At 41.7% G+C, this 16,839-nt stretch carries 17 protein-coding genes and 1 riboswitch; of the genes, 14 read left to right on the plus strand and 3 right to left on the minus strand.

From position 1 onward, the window contains the following. Window positions 1-338: 338 nt before the first annotated feature. The 5 genes from M23134_RS13790 to M23134_RS13810 all read left to right on the plus strand — a co-directional run bounded on the left by M23134_RS13790 (window position 339) and on the right by M23134_RS13810 (window position 4,415). Window positions 339-1,274 carry a hypothetical protein gene (locus M23134_RS13790; protein WP_002697065.1) on the plus strand — a complete coding sequence of 312 codons (936 nt, stop codon included), beginning with the start codon at window positions 339-341 and terminating at the stop codon, window positions 1,272-1,274. A gap of 406 nt (window positions 1,275-1,680) precedes the next feature. Then, window positions 1,681-2,115, plus strand: a complete 435-nt coding sequence (locus tag M23134_RS13795; protein ID WP_045113559.1) for a hypothetical protein — start codon at window positions 1,681-1,683, stop codon at window positions 2,113-2,115. Between the two features lies 1 nt (window position 2,116). Further along, window positions 2,117-2,995: a hypothetical protein gene (locus tag M23134_RS13800; protein ID WP_002697071.1), complete on the plus strand. Its 879-nt coding sequence runs from the start codon at window positions 2,117-2,119 to the stop codon at window positions 2,993-2,995. An 11-nt stretch (window positions 2,996-3,006) separates the two neighbouring features. After that, on the plus strand, window positions 3,007-3,444 hold the full coding sequence (locus M23134_RS13805; RefSeq protein WP_045113560.1) for a hypothetical protein: 438 nt from the start codon (window positions 3,007-3,009) through the stop codon (window positions 3,442-3,444). Window positions 3,445-3,476: 32 nt separating this feature from the next. After that, entirely contained in the window at window positions 3,477-4,415 is a 939-nt protein-coding gene (locus M23134_RS13810; RefSeq protein ID WP_157558479.1) for a hypothetical protein, read from the plus strand. Between the two features lie 60 nt (window positions 4,416-4,475). On the opposite strand, the gene purS is transcribed toward M23134_RS13810, so the two are convergent. The 3 genes from purS to M23134_RS13825 form a co-directional block, all read right to left on the minus strand. Continuing rightward, window positions 4,476-4,730 (minus strand): phosphoribosylformylglycinamidine synthase subunit PurS, encoded by a 255-nt coding sequence (gene purS / locus M23134_RS13815; protein WP_002697078.1) that lies wholly within the window; start codon window positions 4,728-4,730, stop codon window positions 4,476-4,478. Between the two features lie 247 nt (window positions 4,731-4,977). Then, window positions 4,978-5,790, minus strand: coding sequence for a DJ-1/PfpI family protein (locus M23134_RS13820; RefSeq protein WP_045113561.1), 813 nt, complete (start codon window positions 5,788-5,790; stop codon window positions 4,978-4,980). Between the two features lie 459 nt (window positions 5,791-6,249). Further along, window positions 6,250-6,468 (minus strand): hypothetical protein, encoded by a 219-nt coding sequence (locus tag M23134_RS13825; RefSeq protein WP_002697082.1) that lies wholly within the window; start codon window positions 6,466-6,468, stop codon window positions 6,250-6,252. Window positions 6,469-6,714: 246 nt separating this feature from the next. After that, window positions 6,715-6,827, plus strand: a riboswitch (TPP riboswitch). A gap of 176 nt (window positions 6,828-7,003) precedes the next feature. Here M23134_RS13825 and thiS point away from each other — a divergent pair. From thiS to thiH, 9 genes are all read left to right on the plus strand, one after another. Further along, window positions 7,004-7,207 (plus strand): sulfur carrier protein ThiS, encoded by a 204-nt coding sequence (gene thiS / locus M23134_RS13830; protein ID WP_002697086.1) that lies wholly within the window; start codon window positions 7,004-7,006, stop codon window positions 7,205-7,207. Window positions 7,208-7,616: 409 nt separating this feature from the next. Next, window positions 7,617-9,476 (plus strand): phosphomethylpyrimidine synthase ThiC, encoded by a 1,860-nt coding sequence (gene thiC, locus M23134_RS13835; RefSeq protein ID WP_002697088.1) that lies wholly within the window; start codon window positions 7,617-7,619, stop codon window positions 9,474-9,476. Between the two features lie 483 nt (window positions 9,477-9,959). After that, window positions 9,960-10,586, plus strand: coding sequence for a thiamine phosphate synthase (locus M23134_RS13840; protein ID WP_002697092.1), 627 nt, complete (start codon window positions 9,960-9,962; stop codon window positions 10,584-10,586). Beyond that, window positions 10,559-11,311: a hydroxymethylpyrimidine/phosphomethylpyrimidine kinase gene (locus tag M23134_RS13845; RefSeq protein WP_002697094.1), complete on the plus strand. Its 753-nt coding sequence runs from the start codon at window positions 10,559-10,561 to the stop codon at window positions 11,309-11,311. Before M23134_RS13840 ends, M23134_RS13845 begins: the two co-directional genes overlap by 28 nt. A 582-nt stretch (window positions 11,312-11,893) precedes the next feature. Continuing rightward, complete coding sequence (locus M23134_RS13850; RefSeq protein WP_002697095.1) at window positions 11,894-12,538, plus strand: thiamine phosphate synthase; 645 nt, start codon at window positions 11,894-11,896, stop codon at window positions 12,536-12,538. Continuing rightward, window positions 12,535-13,131 (plus strand): DUF7691 family protein, encoded by a 597-nt coding sequence (locus M23134_RS13855; RefSeq protein WP_002697096.1) that lies wholly within the window; start codon window positions 12,535-12,537, stop codon window positions 13,129-13,131. Before M23134_RS13850 ends, M23134_RS13855 begins: the two co-directional genes overlap by 4 nt. Before the next feature lie 67 nt (window positions 13,132-13,198). After that, on the plus strand, window positions 13,199-13,882 hold the full coding sequence (locus M23134_RS13860) for a hypothetical protein (RefSeq protein WP_045113562.1): 684 nt from the start codon (window positions 13,199-13,201) through the stop codon (window positions 13,880-13,882). Between the two features lie 194 nt (window positions 13,883-14,076). Further along, window positions 14,077-14,856, plus strand: coding sequence for a thiazole synthase (locus M23134_RS13865; RefSeq protein ID WP_002697100.1), 780 nt, complete (start codon window positions 14,077-14,079; stop codon window positions 14,854-14,856). Window positions 14,857-15,229: 373 nt separating this feature from the next. Beyond that, window positions 15,230-16,342: a 2-iminoacetate synthase ThiH gene (thiH, locus tag M23134_RS13870; RefSeq protein ID WP_002697102.1), complete on the plus strand. Its 1,113-nt coding sequence runs from the start codon at window positions 15,230-15,232 to the stop codon at window positions 16,340-16,342. Window positions 16,343-16,839 lie beyond the last annotated feature (497 nt).

Genomic DNA, 16,839 nt, shown 5'->3' on the forward strand with positions numbered 1-16,839 from the left:
CATAGCTCTAGCCATCGGTTCTTCAAAATTAGTTTAAATGCTAATTTTCAAAGGAGAAACAGAGCTCACTTACGCTTGGTTTGACGCATCTAATCTAAAAACTCATCATAAAATCTCCTATGACCGAAAATTTAAATAAGCTCTACAAGTTTTTTTCAAAATTAGATTTTTTGGGTCAAATCCTAAACTTTTTGACAGAAACGTCAGACTATTTTTTTTCCGAACAATAGCCATTGCCAGAAAAACAGGGAAAAATGAAGCCTCCATTAAAAATATTGGTAATTTGGGGTAACCTTATCCTTTGATTGCCAATAAACACCAAATTACAATTATGCCCCATGAGTGACTTAAAAACAGTGAGTCGTACAGAGCGCTTGATTTACCTCGTAACCATTGTTGTGTTGTTGGGCATTATAGCATATATTTATTACTCCAGCAAAAACACCCATATAAAAACCGAAGTGCTCAACCAAAGGTCAGAACAATTACAACAAGAACTCAAACAATTAAATCACCAGATTAAGCGCAAAGAAATAGAAATAGACCAGGTAGCCCATAGCAAAGACATAGTGTTGAAAAATACCCGGCTTCAACTGGAGCGGGAACTTAAAAAACTGAAAATACAACGAAAAATCATTAAGCAACACTTGAAAGATATAGGAGTGTTCAAAGAAGAAAAAGTAGTCAATACCGAAAAAATACTTCGCTTAAATAAAGAATTGCTCACCGCGAAAAATAATTTACAAGCAGTAAAAAAAAGCATTCCCCGCTTGATTAGAGGTAAGATAGACTCAGTAAAAAAACAAGGTAGTTTGCAAACAAACCGTATGAGGCAGCAAAACACTCAGTTAAAACAACAGGTACGCCAAAGCCAACAAAAACAGCAAAACCTAAGCAACCAACTCAAAGTACTGGAAAAACGCAGACGTTTGTTGTCATCCCCCCCCTTAAGGATAGAGGTGTTTAGCGATGCCTCCAAGTTGCGTTACAGTAAGTTGAGCCGTTATATACAGCTCTATTTTACCATCTTACCCAACCCTATCAGAAAGCCTGAGAACAAGTTGATCAAAGTATACCATTTGTTGTATAAATACGAAAACAACAAAACCCAGATGAAGCGTCGCTTGATTACTACAATTCCTTACCGTAAGCAAAAGCGATTGAATAAATCGGTCAAATACAATAACCGCAAGCCCTTTGCAAAGGGAACCCACGTGTTTGAAGCAGAGGTAGATGGAATGGTGTTGGCAAGTAAAACTGTAAATGTAGAGTAGACGTGCTTTTTTGAGTGATTTTACACTTCATAACCCGGTTATTATTTAAAATCATTAGTAAATTTGCAAATGGTTAATTGAACTGTTTTATAAAATGAACTGAAGGGCAGTACTTTGGTAAAACTACAAAAATAACCTAACCGCAGAACGAAGTTCAAGCTCTGCGCAGCTAATCCATTGTACTTCTTCAAAAATTTACCCTGTAAGGGACTTCCATAGCTAAGGCTATGTAAATGTTTTTTTTATCGTGCAATTAGAGATTCCTCAAGGCGAAACAAACAGATACTGCCTTCTTTGGGATTACTTTATTTTTTCTGTTTTACTTAAGCAAAGAGATGCTTGAAAAGTACTTGAAAAAATATTATTTTTATAAAACAAGTGACAACAAAAATAAAATAGCTTTTTCGTGGAAAAAAAATTAAAACTATATGTGTTTGCAGCAAGCTTTGTTTTAATGCTAATGTTGATTTTCTTTACCCTGAAGCCTGTCTACTTACGGGCGTCACAGCCAACCAAGAAAGTGTTTAAAACGGAAAACCTTAAGTTGGTATTGCAAAATTACTTTAACAAGGTAGCCACCGCCAATTTGTCTGCACAAGAAAAAGATCGTTTTGCAAATAAGATTATTTCGCGTTGCGAAAGTGATGGCATTCTGGTTTTTTACCGCTATAAAGACACTAAAGTGCAAGACACCCTGTCGTTGGCAAGTTATCTTACACGTCTTAAAATATTGGGTTACAGGCAACCCCGCGTAATGGCAATACAACGCAATGCCCAACAAAAAGCGGTAACTGAGTTGAGGATTGTTGAAGATAGAAAGAAAACAAAATCAGACATTTAGCATGAGCAAAGAACTACACACGGTGAAAAATGAGCGCATTGTCTACCTAATGATTATTACATTATTGGTGTTGATTTTGGCTTATGTTGTGTTGATGAACGGCAACGACCGCGAAAAAAAGAGTTTACTCACTGAGAGCGAAGCTACCCTACGCAAAGAAATAGGGCAGCTTGATAGGGTGATTCAGGAGCGCGAAACCCAGGTAAAAGGGCTAACTACCAAAAATAGCAAGCGCAAGCAAGAATTGGTAGAGGCGATCAATGCTTTGAAAGGGCTCAAGGTTGAAAAACAAAAACTGCTCAAAAATGTACAAACCCTCAAGCGGGAGCACAACATTAACCTAAGACGTATTACCGACCTTAACTCTAAGATTGTAAAGCTGCGGAAAAGTGTAGCAGAGGTAAAGGAGCGGTATGTCAATGCGCCCCGCAATGTAGTTGACAGTAGTATACTGTTGGTGTTGAATCAGTTAAAAAACGAAAACTCTTTGCTGTTGGCCGACAAAACCTACCTGAGTGAAAGGGTAAGCAATCTCGAAAACAAAGTAAGTAGTTCGCTTCCGGTACATGTGCAAATGGCCGCCGAAAAAAAAGGAAACAAACAGGTGAACCTTACCTTTTTTGTGTTTCCTAACAAGGCTCACCAACAAATAGATCGCTTGATCAAGATTTTTCATTTGCGTTACAAGTACAACAAGGTCAAAAAAGACACAGAGATAGAACGTGTACTTATTACCACCCTCGCCTACAAGAAAAAGCGCATGACTAAACGATTTGTTTACACCCCAAAAAAAGAGTTTGAAGCAGGTACACATATCTTTGAGGCAATGACTGGAGGCGAAACTTTGGGAAGTAGCAAGCTAAACATTAGCGAGAAGTAAATGCAATGGTTATGAAAAAACAGTGGATTGTATTAGTGTGCCTGTTGACAATAGTAGGCGTTGGGTGTATACCTGCGACTAACTTATGGAAGGTGCTGATGAAGGTAAAGTGGGTAAAAAAGTATGACCAGAAAACAAAGGCAAATGCCTATGTGCCCAAATTTACTAAAGAAATACAAGCCCTCAACGGCAAGCAAATCACCATCAAAGGTTACCTTATACCAGTAGATTTATACGGCGATGGCGACTTTGCCATTATATCGGCTTTGCCAGTAGCGAGTTGTTTTTTTTGTGGAGGAGCTGGCCCCGAAACTGTGATGGAGGTATATACCAAGCAAAAAATTAAAGCCGATAAATCGGGTAAAGTCACCTTTAGAGGCAGGTTGGAGCTCAACCCTGACAATGCCGACCACTTGATTTATATTTTGCGAGATGCTAAAGTGATGTGATTTCCTTTTTTAGAAAACCTCTAACCAAATTTATGAAACGAATAATAAGTGCTTTAGCTTTATGCTTATGTATGGTGGCTTGTGCCGATAGTAAAAAAGAAAATAACCACGATACCCCTGCCGTTACCCATAAGTTTGACTCGATAGGGGCGAACAGTAAAAAAACGGTAGACTCTATTGCCAAGGCTAAAATGGAGGATACCACCAGACTCTCAAAAACAGAAAGACTCAGTATATCAAGCTTAGACACTACTTTAAAGGCGGCAGGTTATGAGTTTACTTTTAGTGAAGTTTCCAAGCCTGCTTTTGAGCAAAATTTTAGATACAGCAATCCTACCAGTCAAAAGTACCACCAATTATGTGTGAGTATTCCTGTTAAAAAATACCCTGCTGTAGACTGTGCCGATACGCTGGAAGCCTCGCAGTTAAAAAAGCATAAAGCCTTTATTCAGGTTTTCCCTGTAGTAAGTGAAATGGTAGAAGGTAGAAAAAAAATGGGCAAACGGTTTGCCTTTGGTACTCGTAAACAGTTTCGCCTGGTTGATAACATGACTTATGGAGAGGCGAGTAATTTTCATTATTTCCGAGAAATCATACAGCTCAACGATCATCCTTACTTTGTGTTTTTTAGGCAAAACTGGGAGGGGGCTGATTACTTGATGGTTTCGGGCAAAACAGGCAAAGACACTCACCTCAATGGTGTTCCTCAAATATCGCCCAACAAGTTATATGCTTTTACAACACCTTATGATGCAGGAACTTATCACAATTTTTTGGGTGTAGAGCTATGGCAGGCAACCGCTACACAATTGACCAAGGTGTTTAGTTTAAATATTGATGTAGGCTCCCCTTGGCGGAGTTATTGGCTAGACGATCAAACCATTATGGTTGAAATAAGAAAGGGAAGCTTAGATAATTATACCTATCGTTATGGCAAAATAAGTTTGCGTAAGCTGCCCAAGAGTAAATAACAAAAGCCCCACTTGTGCGCACAAGTGGGGCTTTGCAGTAATTTTGAGCCAATGGTATGCTTAAATCTCCAGATTGATTTTATAAGTATATTCCTCTACAATCATATTGGCGAGTAATTTTTTGCAAGCTGTTTCGGTCTTTTGCTTAGCCTCTTCCAGGTTTTCTGCCTCAAGGTTCATCACAATGTGCTTGCCCACTCTAATATCATTTACATTGTTGATACCCAAATTACCCAAGCCCAGTTTTACGGCTTTTCCCTGAGGGTCTAATATCTCGGTGCGAGGCATAATATCTATTTCAGCTTGAAATTTCATTGTACTGTCAAGTTAGAAGTTAAAACTACAGATTCAATTGAGTTGCAATTAACGAAGGTTCGCGGATAATTAAAAAAGCCGATTATAGATTTTTTGTTTTTAAATAGTAGCGAGCCATTAGTTTCAAGCCACAAGCGCCAGTAAATTACTCAAAAAAAGTGTATTACTGGAGCCCAATCATTGCCAAGGCTTTGCCTGATATATCTAAATAAGCAGTGTACTTAGCACCATCTAAACGGTAACTTATCTAAAAATTGACTCCTTGACGATTGACTATTTTCTTGCCTTGGTTGGCAATGACAAAAGGTACTTGGTTGATGTCCCATTTGAGCACCAACCCTTTGGCAACCCCATCAGCGGCTTTTTTTCCGTAGAGCAACTGCACCAAATACAAGGCTGCTTCAAACGAGCGGGCTCCTCCAGCAGAAGTAATATATTTGCCGTCGTGTACAAACCACACCTTGTCTAATATGTTGAGCTTTGGAAAGCGTTGACGGTATTTCTCCACGTCCCCCGGAAACGTAGTAGATGCCACATTGTCGAGCAAACCGGCTTGCGCCAGTACAAAAGCCCCGTCGCAATGCGATGTGACATAGCGCGCCTCTTTGTCTACTTTTTTTACAAAGTTGATCATAGTAGTATCTTTCAGGTCGGTGTCTAGGTGGTGCTCAGCACTGGGCACTACCAACACATCTATTTTAGGTAGTTTGTCTTTGGTATAGCTATAGTCTGGCAATATTTTTACCCCCTCGAAAGTAGTAATGGCTGCTTTGCTTTTGGCTATAGTAAACACCCTCATTCCAGGTTTGGCGTGAAAAATAGTATGTTGAAACATATCTATAGGTGCAGTGAGTTCGGTGTTAAAAGTACCATCCATAATCAAAAAAGCCACATGGAGTGTGTCGGTGGGCGTGTCTACCTTGGGCAAGGCAATCTGGGTGGTTTTTTTAGGTACAGTTGTATCTGCCTGAGAGGCTTCGTTTTGCTGGGATTGAGGCTGGCAAGCAACCATCAAAGCTACTATTGCCAGTATGGGCAGGCAAAGATATATGTTCTTCATTATGTTTGCGTATGAGGTGATTGGTAAACAAAATTAAAATAAGTATTACCAAAGGCTAACACTACTTTGGGTAACTGGAGTTCAGTTTCGGCTTTGTTTCTTTGCTAAAGAAATAAGCAGACCAAGGAAGTTGGGAGTTCGCGGGTCTGCTTAGTAAACTGAATTTTTCGTTTTTGAAAAGAGTTTTGTGATGAATTTTTGGTAAGTAACTATTGAGGCAGAATTAAATATACCTAATGAGTAGGTGTAACAGCCATATTATGAATGGGTTACCCTTACTTGTAGCTAATTACTTGCTGCTACTTACTAACTAACTGAAGTTACGTAGACCTACTTATTTTAATGGTTATGTGGCTTTATTGCTAAATGATTGGGCTACGCATCGCGCAACCATAAAACAATAAAGCTATCAAACAATATAAATAAGCAGACTTGGAAATTACTGCGTAACATCAGTAACTAATAAATCACTCTTTTCAAAGTCCAGTATAGCCAATTGCTATTAGCCACACAAGAAGCTACCTCCCATCCTTCACTTCCCAACTCAGTAAGCATTGTCACTACCTCGCCATAGGTACCCGTGCGGGTAAACTCCTCGCCATTAGGCAAATTACAACGAAGGTTGCTAGAGTCCCAAAGCCATTCTACACTGGCGTATTCAAACCGTTGATTGCTCATAATTGTTTTTTTTTATTAATAAGATTTTGATGATGCTCAAGCTACAAGATTTGCCAAATAAATTCTATAATCAGGAAGTGTTTTTTATGACAAGGCAGTATTGTTCGCTTGCCTTTTCTCAAGCTGATAAGTTGACATACAAGCTTAAAGGCAACTCAAAAAATGATGAATGACCAGCAGTCAAAAACTTAGCATGGTTGACTTAAAGCCTATTTTTTGGATAAATGCCGTAATTTTGATAGCTTGCCAAAGCTTTAGGGGTGTTCTGTGAAGTAGTTATTTTATTTTGCAGGACTGAGACAATACCCTTTGAACCTGATGTAGTTTATACTACCGGAGGGAAAAGTGAACAAAATACTACTATTCTTTAGGGAGGTTGTATATATACCTTAACACTTTCCCTGGTATTTCCTCATTTTTTTCCCCAAGTACTGTTCAAAAACAATCGTATTCCTCTGAGCTCATCATAAGATATAAATTTGTGGCAGCAATACGCCTTGGCGTTTAGAGGCTGGTCACTTATAGCTTAAAAAAAATGGAAATACACATCAATCAAAATACCTATAGTTTCGATGCGTCAAAAACCATCGATGAAGTGCTCGAAGTGCTGGATTTGCCCCGACACAAAGGCGTGGCTATAGCCGTGAACAATGCTGTAGTGCCTCAACACCAATGGGCAAGTTATGATCTCAAAAATGCCGACAAAGTATTGTTAATCAAGGCATCGGCAGGAGGGTGATTTTATTGAATGCTAAAGTAGTACAATCCGTTGATTATCAGCAGTAAATAGAATGAGTGTTTGCTTAAAGCGGCTATTACCTGTCGACTAAACACTTCTCACTAATAAATATATAACTACTTGAAAATAAGTGTGTTATATGTTTGTTAGGTGCTCTTATAGGGGCAGGGTATAAAGATTTAGGCTTGTCGCACCGCTTCGGTATCTAAAGACTTGAAGCTTTTCCCTGTAAGGGCTTCCATCCATGGGTTTTATAAGTTATTAAAAATCAATGTATTATAAAATGGGTAGTTTGCTTAAAAAGTAGCTGTCAACTTGAAGCACCGATATACATCGGTATCTAAGGACTTGTCGCTTAAAACTTGAGGCTGTAGTAGCTACCGACTATCAACTAAAAAATACTAGATATATGAAAAAGCAAGATCGTGTTCCAAATCAAAATGTGATAAGCAGAGACCCTTTTCCTGCTTCTAAGAAAATATATGTAAAAGGTGAAATTCACGACATAGAAGTGGCTATGCGTGAGATAGAACTAGAGGATACCATACACCAGATGACAGGCGAAAAAGAACCCAATGCCCCAGTGACCGTGTATGATACAAGTGGCCCTTATACTGATTCCAATGTGGAAATTGATGTAAAAAAAGGCTTGAAGCGCTTGCGCGAAAAATGGATTGTAGAGAGAGGTGATGTAGAACAACTGGAAAACATCACGTCGAGCTATGGACAAGAACGCCTCAATGACTCCTCTTTAGATTCGCTTCGTTTTGAGCACCTGGCCAAGCCTTACCGTGCCAAAAAAGGCAAGAATGTCACCCAAATGCATTATGCCCGCAAAGGCATTATTACCCCCGAAATGGAGTACATCGCCATTCGCGAAAACCGACGAATAGACGAGCTCAACGATAAAGGACACCAACACGCGGGCAATAGCTTTGGCGCATTTACCCCAAAAAATCACGTCACCCCTGAGTTTGTTCGTCAGGAAGTAGCCGCTGGGCGTGCCATCATTCCATCTAATATCAACCACCCCGAAAGTGAGCCAATGATTATTGGACGCAACTTTTTAGTGAAAATAAATGCCAATATCGGAAACTCGGCTGTTACTTCAAGCATAGAAGAAGAAGTAGAAAAAGCGGTATGGGCGTGCCGTTGGGGAGCTGATAATGTAATGGACTTATCAACGGGTAAAAACATTCATGAAACCCGTGAATGGATTATCAGAAACTCGCCAGTGCCCATTGGCACTGTACCCATTTATCAGGCATTAGAAAAGGTAAATGGCAAAGCTGAAGACCTTACCTGGGAGATTTTCCGCGATACTTTGATCGAACAAGCCGAGCAAGGAGTAGATTACTTTACTATTCACGCCGGGGTATTGTTGCGTTATATACCAATGACTGCTAATAGGGTAACAGGTATTGTATCGCGTGGAGGATCTATCATGGCTAAATGGTGCCTGGCACACCACAAAGAAAGCTTCTTGTATACACATTTTGAAGAAATATGTGAGATCATGAAAGCCTACGACGTGTCATTTTCTTTGGGAGACGGTTTGCGTCCGGGGAGCATTGCTGATGCCAACGACGAGGCACAATTTGCCGAGTTGCAAACTTTGGGTGAACTTACCAAAATTGCCTGGGAGCACGACGTACAGGTAATGATTGAAGGACCTGGACACGTACCATTGCACTTGATCAAAGAGAATATGGACAAGCAGCTGAAAGATTGTTTTGAGGCGCCTTTCTATACTTTAGGCCCTTTGACTACTGACATTGCTCCTGGCTATGACCACATTACGTCGGCCATTGGTGCGGCAAACATTGGCTGGTATGGTACGGCTATGTTGTGTTATGTAACTCCTAAAGAGCATTTGGGCTTGCCTAACAAACAAGATGTAAAAACTGGGGTAATTACGTATAAACTGGCTGCCCACGCTGCCGATTTGGGCAAAGGACATCCGGGGGCACAGATTCGGGACAATGCTTTGAGCAAAGCCCGTTTTGAGTTCCGTTGGAACGACCAGTTTAACCTATCGCTTGACCCTGACACTGCGCGCGAGTTTCACGACGAAACCCTGCCTGCAGAAGGTGCCAAAGTGGCCCATTTCTGTTCTATGTGTGGTCCCCACTTCTGTTCAATGAAAATTACTCAAGAGGTACGCGAATTTGCCAAGAAAAACAACCTCGAAACCGAAGAAGCTTTAAACAAAGGGATGGCTGAAAAGTCGAACGAGTTTAAAGAAAAAGGCAGCGAGATTTATAGCTAACTTTAGTCAGGAGTTGGGAGATAGGAGTCGGTAGCTTCTACAGCCTAAAGCTATTAGCCATTAGCTTTAGGCTGGTTTGCAAGCCTGTCGCCGATTTTATAGATTGCTGATTATTAGCTGTTTATAAAATCGGTAGATAGAAGTTTGTGTAGCCTGGGGTTGTTCTGTAAAGAATAAAGTGCAGGTTTTGAGGGTTTATTTAGTCAGGAGTTGGGAGACAGGAGTCAATAGCCTCAAGTCCTTAGATACCGATGCACATCAGTGCTTCAAGTTTGAGGCTGTTTTGCACAGCGCAAAGTGTAGGTTTTTGCGGGTTTATATTTTTTGCAAAAAAACGAAACTCCCAAAGACGCCTAGCGTCGCCACTATGGACTATGGACTATGGACTATGGACTATGGACTATGGACTATGGACTATGGACTATGGACTATGGACTATGGACTATGGACTCCCAACTACCGACTACCGACTAAAAAACTTAAATGAACATTATTGTAATCTCTAGCCCGCAACAAGAACTCAACGAAGCAAGCATCATTGGTGCCTTGTTTGAGCACGGGCTGGAAGTATTTCATTTGCGCAAGCCAACCTACTCGATATACGACACGGAGGCTTTGATTCAAGCGATTGAACCTAAGTTTCGCGACCGGGTAGTGTTGCACCATCATTATGCACTTGCCGAAAAATACAATTTGCGAGGTATTCACTTTACCGGGCATTATGTCAAAAGCCACAGTGATCAACTTACGAATTGGTATGACAAGGCAAAGCAACAAGCAATGACGGTGAGTGGTTCCAAACATCAGCTCAAAGAGTTAGAAACCCTGGAGGTACCTTACAACTATGTATTTTTGAGCCCAGTGTTCGACAGCATTTCGAAGGCAGGCTACAAAAGTAATTTTGCTGATTTGAAGAGTATAGAAAAATACAAGAGTGCTACCCAGCTTATTGCGTTGGGTGGCATCTCTTTAGATAAGATAGACCAAGTCAAACGCATGGGATTTGACGGCGCGGCGGTATTGGGTACTGTTTGGGAAAAGCCTGCTCAGGCAATCGCGGTATTTATGGAGTTAAAAGCAGCATGGGAAAAGAAAGACCAAATATTTTAAGCATTGCCGGGTTTGACCCTAGCGGAGGAGCCGGTATTCTTGCCGATGTCAAAACCTTTGAGTCACACAAAACCCTGGGAATGGCGGTGTGTACCTCATTGACAGTACAAAATGATGTAGCGTTTGAAAAAGCCAACTGGGTAGCCATAGAAGACATAAAAGCTCAATTGGTCACTTTGGGGGCGCGCTTTCGCTTTAAAGTGGCAAAAATAGGTTTGGTAGAGAGCTTTGACGTGCTACAGCAAATAGTAGCCATTTTGAGAGAACACAATCCACAAATAAAAATTGTGTGCGATCCGGTGCTTAAAGCAAGTGCTGGCTTTGTGTTTCATTCAGAGGTAGCAAAACAACAACTGGAAGCTTTGCTGCCTCACTTGTTTTTGCTGACTCCCAATTGGGAAGAAGTACAGCAACTATCGGGGGTGAAAGATGCCAAAGCGGGCGCACATTACCTGAGCCAGTTTTGCCATGTATACCTCAAAGGTGGGCATAACACCGAGGCGTTGGGCAAAGATTTTTTGTTTAGTCAACAGCAAAAAGTGTATGCCTTCAACCCCAAGCGTACCAACGTAGCAGGCAAACACGGATCAGGCTGTGTCTTTTCTTCGGCACTAGCCGCTCACATTGCCCTACAATACCCGCTACACAAAGCCTGTGTACGGTCTAAAGATTATGTGACCCGCTTTTTGGCGAGCAATCAGACCAGGTTGGGATTTCATAAATAGTTGGTAGCCTCTACAGCCTCAAGCTTTAGGCCGCTCTTCAAACCTATTACCGATTTTATAGAACGCTGATTTTTAGTGGTTTATAAAATCGGTAGATAGAAGTTGCTACCAGCTTTTAGCCTGCTCTGCAAGCTTTTATGATCTTTAGTGGTTTATAAAATTAGTAGATGGACACTATAAGTGTTTAATGCCTAAATAATTTGCTTACTTGCAAATGTGATAGTTTGAACAGAGTTTAACTTGTGAGCTAATAGGGCTTTCTTATAAAAAATGAGCATTCTCACTGCAGCTTGCAAAGTTCGAGGTTTCGATCGGGTGTGGAGACACTGCCCGAAGCGGAGATGAGCGCTATAAGTGTTTTATACTTAAACGACTTGCTTATTTGCAACTATGATAGTTCGAGTAGAGTTTAACTTGTGAGCTAAAAGCCAGACAAACAAATTTTTGCAAAAAACGAAACCCAAAAAGACGCCCAGCGTCGCCACTATGAATTTGTTAGTTACCTATAGAACAGGAAGCAACTTGAAGCTTGTCGCTTAAAACGTGCCCCTGTCAAGGCTATGGACTAAAAACTAAAAAAACGTGAAAAAAGAAATAGCAAAATTGCAATATATTACCCAGCAAACCGATACACTGAGCCATGTGCAAGCGGCACAAAAAGCTTGTGAAGCGGGATGCAATTGGGTGCAACTACGAGTAAAAGATACGCCTGAAGCCGAAGTACAAGCCATTGCCCTCAAGGTAAAAGCTATATGTGCCCTCTATGGGGCTACTTTTATACTGAACGACCACGTAGCAGTGGCAAAAGCGGTGCATGCCGATGGAGTACATCTGGGCAAAGAAGATATGTCGCCCAAAGAGGCGCGTAAAATACTAGGCAAAGACGCAATCATCGGTGGCACAGCAAACACTTTTGAAGATGTACAAAGACTGGCCAAAGCTGGAGTAGACTACATAGGTGCAGGCCCTTTTAGGTTTACCACCACCAAAAAAAAACTCAGCCCGGTATTGGGAGCCCAAGGCTATACTACGCTCATGGCCAACTGTTATGAGCAAAACATTGATACACCTATAGTAGCCATTGGTGGCATAGTAGCCGAAGACATGAGCATTATCAGACAAACCGGCGTATACGGGGTGGCAGTATCAAGCGTCATTACACATCACCAAGCGCCCGCTCAGGTAGTAGAGACTATACAAACCACCTTCGACAGCAGCAAGGTATGAGCTATCATGTAGCGGCTTATTTGGTAAGTGGACAACGTCTTGAGGCACTTACCAAGGGTAAAAGCCAGTTGGCGGAAGTATGGAAAGACGTAGAAGCTGGCGAACATACTAAAAGATTTGCCCAAAGTCTGGACGAAGGTTTTGCCGATGACTTTAAGGATGGTTGCCCTGATACTTATCGGGCTTTGCTTACGCTAATGCAAGGAAAAGCACAGGAAGCAACCGAGTGGGAGTATATGTATGGTTATGCCCTACAGTTACTCTGTGAAACTTATGGGCAAGCCCTGACCAACGATGGTTTTACTGAGCTTACGTCGGTAGAATACCTGCTTGACTTAGAGGTGTTTAGTGCCAAGGTATTGAATTTTAGGGTGTATGACGACTTTTTTGCCATGCCGCCTGCCTTGCCTTTGCCCTTAAGCGAATACCCAATGGTGGGTTTTTTACCATTGAGCCGAGCCAAGCCGCTTGCCAAAGGGTTTGTTGAACTAAACCTTGAGCATCCTGAGTTTGGCGAAGGCTTGTCTACTTTGCAAAGCTGGGTAGACCACATGTTGACTGAAAAAAAGGATTTGATTACATTTTTTTATTGAGCAGCTTAGTAGCTTGTTTAGCTTCGCAGAGCTTGGAGGCAAGCCTCCTGCGGTTAAATTTTCGGTCATGAGTTTTCAAACAATTGCCCAAAATATTTTGGGCAGAGAGCCCACACCAAACGAAGGTATCAGTGAGCAAGTCATTAGACAACAAGAGGAACGCTTAAAGGTAAAGTTTCCTGCCCCTTTGTTAGAGTTTTATGCCAGTGTAGGCAACTTAAATTTATTTATAAAGGGATACCAACGCTTTGTCAGGTTAGAAGACTTGCGGGTGAAGGATGGCAAACTTGTGTTTTTGGCAGAGCATCAAGAGGTGGTGCATTGGGCGGTAGACTTGACCAATGGCAAGGCTGTTTACCAAACTACCGATCAGTGCCTGGACGGGCAAGTTGCCTGGCATAAGGAAGCTTTTGACTTGAGGCATTTTTTGGAGGCAATGCTCTTTTTACAATGTGTAATGGCAGATGATGCTATGCATAGTCAAACTCAAGGTGGTTATGCGTTTTTTGCTTCGTTGAGCGCCAACGAATACCACCAAAATGCTAAATTTAGGCTTTATATTGAGGTTGTAGAGCAGCAGAGTACCATTATTGCTCACGGAAACGGTTTGGCAATTTTTTGGCAACAAGGCACCATTTTGCTGTATTTTATAAATAGTCAGGGGATGCCAGAAGAAATGCTATTGGTATGTACCAAAGATGAGGTCTTGTTTGACGAATTGATAGATAGGTGTGGGTTTGCCCAGCTTTAAAAAATAATGGTATGCACACCAAAAGAATGATATTAACTCAAGTTACGCAGTTTTCTGAAGGTCACCTGTTTCTATTGTTGAATGGCTTTATTGCGCAATGCGTAGCCAAACCATTGAGCAATAAAGCCATATAACCATCAAAATAAGTAGGTCTGCGTAACTTCAGATATTAAGTAATAACAGACATTAAAACAATGAATAATAGACTCACCATTGCTGACAAAACTTTTAATTCTCGCCTGTTTACAGGCACGGGCAAGTTTAGCCATAACCAATTGATGGAAGAAGCCTTGCTTGCTTCAGGGTCTGAGTTGGTAACTGTTGCCCTCAAAAGGGTAGATGTACAAAACGAGCAAGACGATATCCTCAAGCATTTAAACCATGCTCAGTTCCACTTATTGCCCAATACATCGGGCGCCCGCAACGCCGAAGAAGCCGTATTAGCGGCACAGTTGGCACGTGAGGCTCTAGGTACCAATTGGCTTAAGCTAGAGATTCACCCTGACCCTAAATACCTGATGCCCGACCCAATAGAAACCCTCAAAGCCGCCGAGCAACTGGTAAAACTGGGTTTTGTGGTATTGCCCTACATTCACGCCGACCCGGTATTGTGTAAACGCCTTGAGGAAGCAGGCACAGCTGCGGTAATGCCGTTAGGTTCGCCTATTGGCAGCAACAAAGGCTTGAAAACAGTAGATTTTCTGGAGATTATCGTAGAGCAAAGCAACGTGCCAGTAGTGGTGGATGCGGGTATTGGGGCCCCTTCTGATGCAGCAAAGGCAATGGAACTGGGCGCTGATGCAGTATTGGTAAATACCGCCATTGCAGTATCGCCTAACCCGATAGATATGGGCAAGGCTTTTAAAATGGCAGTAGAAGCAGGGCGTCTGGCTTTTGAGGCAAAACTTGCCCAAACCAGTACCAAGGCAAGCGCCAGTAGCCCCTTGACCGCATTTTTGTTTGACGAAGAGTAGTCAATAGCCTCTACATCCGCAAGCTTTTAGCGACAAACTTCAAGCTTGCGGCTGCTCTTCAAGCCTATTACCGATTTCATAGAATACTGATTTTTAGCGGTTTATCAAATCGGTAGATGGAAATCCCTAGAACCTTGTCGGGGCTTTTAGCTACGGTTTTTATAAGTTGCTAAAAGTCAACGTGATATAAAAGTGTAGCTACCTGTGAACCGAATCTACAGCAGTTTGCTGTGATGAGCTCAACGCAGTTAAACAGGGTGTAGCACCGATATTCATCGGTACCTAAGGACTTGTCGCTTGAAGCTTGCCCCCTGTGGGTGCTATGGACTGTTTAAGGAAACCGTAAACCATCGACTAAAAACTAAAGAAAACAATGACATTTAAAGATATATTTGCCCAATACAATTGGGACGAGGTAAAAGCGGGCATTTATGATAAAACAGACCGCGATGTAGCGCATGCCTTGAACAAAACAGGCAAGCGTGACTTAGAAGATTTCAAAGCCTTGATATCTCCGGCAGCGGCAAAATACCTTGAGCCCATGGCACAACTGAGTAACCAGTTGACCCAAAAGCGTTTTGGCAAAACCATTCAAATGTATTTGCCCATGTACCTTTCCAACGAGTGTCAAAACATCTGTACCTATTGTGGCTTTAGCCTGGATAATCCTTTGCGTAGAGTAACCCTGACCGATGCCCAAATCAGGCGCGAGGTAGAAGTAATCAAAGCATTGGGTTACGACCACATTTTGTTGGTGACTGGCGAGGCAAACAAAACCGTTGGAGTAGATTATTTTAAGAATGCCTTAAAACTCATCAAACCCCACTTTTCGCACATTAGTATGGAGGTGCAACCCCTTGACCAGCAAGACTATGAAGAACTGATACCACTGGGGCTCAACACGGTATTGGTATACCAAGAGACTTACCACAAAGATGACTACAAAAAGCATCACCCCAAAGGCAAAAAATCTAACTTTGACTACCGCATAGACACGCCCGATCGCTTGGGCAAAGCAGGCATTCATAAAATAGGTTTGGGCGTGCTCATTGGACTGGAAGATTGGCGAACCGATTGCTTTTTTACGGCGGCACACTTGCAATACATGGAACGCAATTATTGGAAAACCAAGTACTCTATTTCTTTCCCTCGTTTGCGTCCCTTTTCGGGAGGGCTGGAGCCTAAGGTAGAAATGAATGACCGCGAGTTGGTGCAAACTATTTGTGCCTACCGTATTTTCAACGAAGAAGTAGAATTGTCGTTGTCTACCCGCGAAACCGAGAAGTTTCGTAACCACATTATTCCGTTGGGTATTACCTCTATCAGTGCGGGTTCTAAAACCAACCCAGGAGGCTATGCGGTAGAGCCCCAGTCGCTTGAGCAGTTTGAAATTTCGGACGAGCGTACCCCCGCCGAAATCGCCCAAATGATTCGTACTTGTGGCTATGAACCCATTTGGAAAGATTGGGATGTGGTGTATAGTTAGGGGCTGAGCAAGGCTGTAGGTTTTACTCATGAAGATAGGAGAGGGGGCTAAAGCAAAAAAATATTGAGGGAATTATTAATTTCTTTTTTGTAAAGCTATACTTCCATCTGCCGGTTTTATAAACCCTTAAAAGTCAATACATTATAAAACAGGTAGCATGCTTGCAAACCAGCCTAAAGCTATCTACTTTGCCTGATGATAATGTTTTCATAAGTAAGTACATGAAGTAGGTCAAATCTATCCCCTCCCCTCTTTGGTGATTTTTTTGTTTACTTATTAAAAACTTTAAGAATGTCCAGACAATATGTCCAACGCTTTTTATGTTGGTGAAAACGTAGCCGAGCTGTTGATATGAATAGTTTGCCTAATAAGTATATCGTTTGAGAATTTTGGGCAAAATGCTGTTTTTCGGTGTGTTGTGGGGTGTTTGTACTTACAAAACAGCTGTCGACCGTCGACTGAATACTGTGGACTATTGTTCAGAAAAACTTGATAAA

The organism is Microscilla marina ATCC 23134, from assembly GCF_000169175.1.
GTDB classification, from domain to species: domain Bacteria; phylum Bacteroidota; class Bacteroidia; order Cytophagales; family Microscillaceae; genus Microscilla; species Microscilla marina.

Excerpts from the sequence above, each read along its gene's own strand:
- M23134_RS13825 (WP_002697082.1), bottom strand. The coding sequence starts at position 6,468 with ATGAGCAATCAACGGTTTGAATACGCCAGTGTAGAATGGCTTTGGGAC.
- M23134_RS13840 (WP_002697092.1), top strand. The coding sequence starts at position 9,960 with ATGAACATTATTGTAATCTCTAGCCCGCAACAAGAACTCAACGAAGCA.
- M23134_RS13855 (WP_002697096.1), top strand. The coding sequence starts at position 12,535 with ATGAGCTATCATGTAGCGGCTTATTTGGTAAGTGGACAACGTCTTGAG.
- M23134_RS13810 (WP_157558479.1), top strand. The coding sequence starts at position 3,477 with ATGAAACGAATAATAAGTGCTTTAGCTTTATGCTTATGTATGGTGGCT.
- thiH (WP_002697102.1), top strand. The coding sequence starts at position 15,230 with ATGACATTTAAAGATATATTTGCCCAATACAATTGGGACGAGGTAAAA.
- M23134_RS13865 (WP_002697100.1), top strand. The coding sequence starts at position 14,077 with ATGAATAATAGACTCACCATTGCTGACAAAACTTTTAATTCTCGCCTG.
- thiC (WP_002697088.1), top strand. The coding sequence starts at position 7,617 with ATGAAAAAGCAAGATCGTGTTCCAAATCAAAATGTGATAAGCAGAGAC.
- M23134_RS13845 (WP_002697094.1), top strand. The coding sequence starts at position 10,559 with ATGGGAAAAGAAAGACCAAATATTTTAAGCATTGCCGGGTTTGACCCT.
- thiS (WP_002697086.1), top strand. The coding sequence starts at position 7,004 with ATGGAAATACACATCAATCAAAATACCTATAGTTTCGATGCGTCAAAA.
- M23134_RS13820 (WP_045113561.1), bottom strand. The coding sequence starts at position 5,790 with ATGAAGAACATATATCTTTGCCTGCCCATACTGGCAATAGTAGCTTTG.
- purS (WP_002697078.1), bottom strand. The coding sequence starts at position 4,730 with ATGAAATTTCAAGCTGAAATAGATATTATGCCTCGCACCGAGATATTA.
- M23134_RS13800 (WP_002697071.1), top strand. The coding sequence starts at position 2,117 with ATGAGCAAAGAACTACACACGGTGAAAAATGAGCGCATTGTCTACCTA.
- M23134_RS13805 (WP_045113560.1), top strand. The coding sequence starts at position 3,007 with ATGAAAAAACAGTGGATTGTATTAGTGTGCCTGTTGACAATAGTAGGC.
- M23134_RS13860 (WP_045113562.1), top strand. The coding sequence starts at position 13,199 with ATGAGTTTTCAAACAATTGCCCAAAATATTTTGGGCAGAGAGCCCACA.
- M23134_RS13790 (WP_002697065.1), top strand. The coding sequence starts at position 339 with ATGAGTGACTTAAAAACAGTGAGTCGTACAGAGCGCTTGATTTACCTC.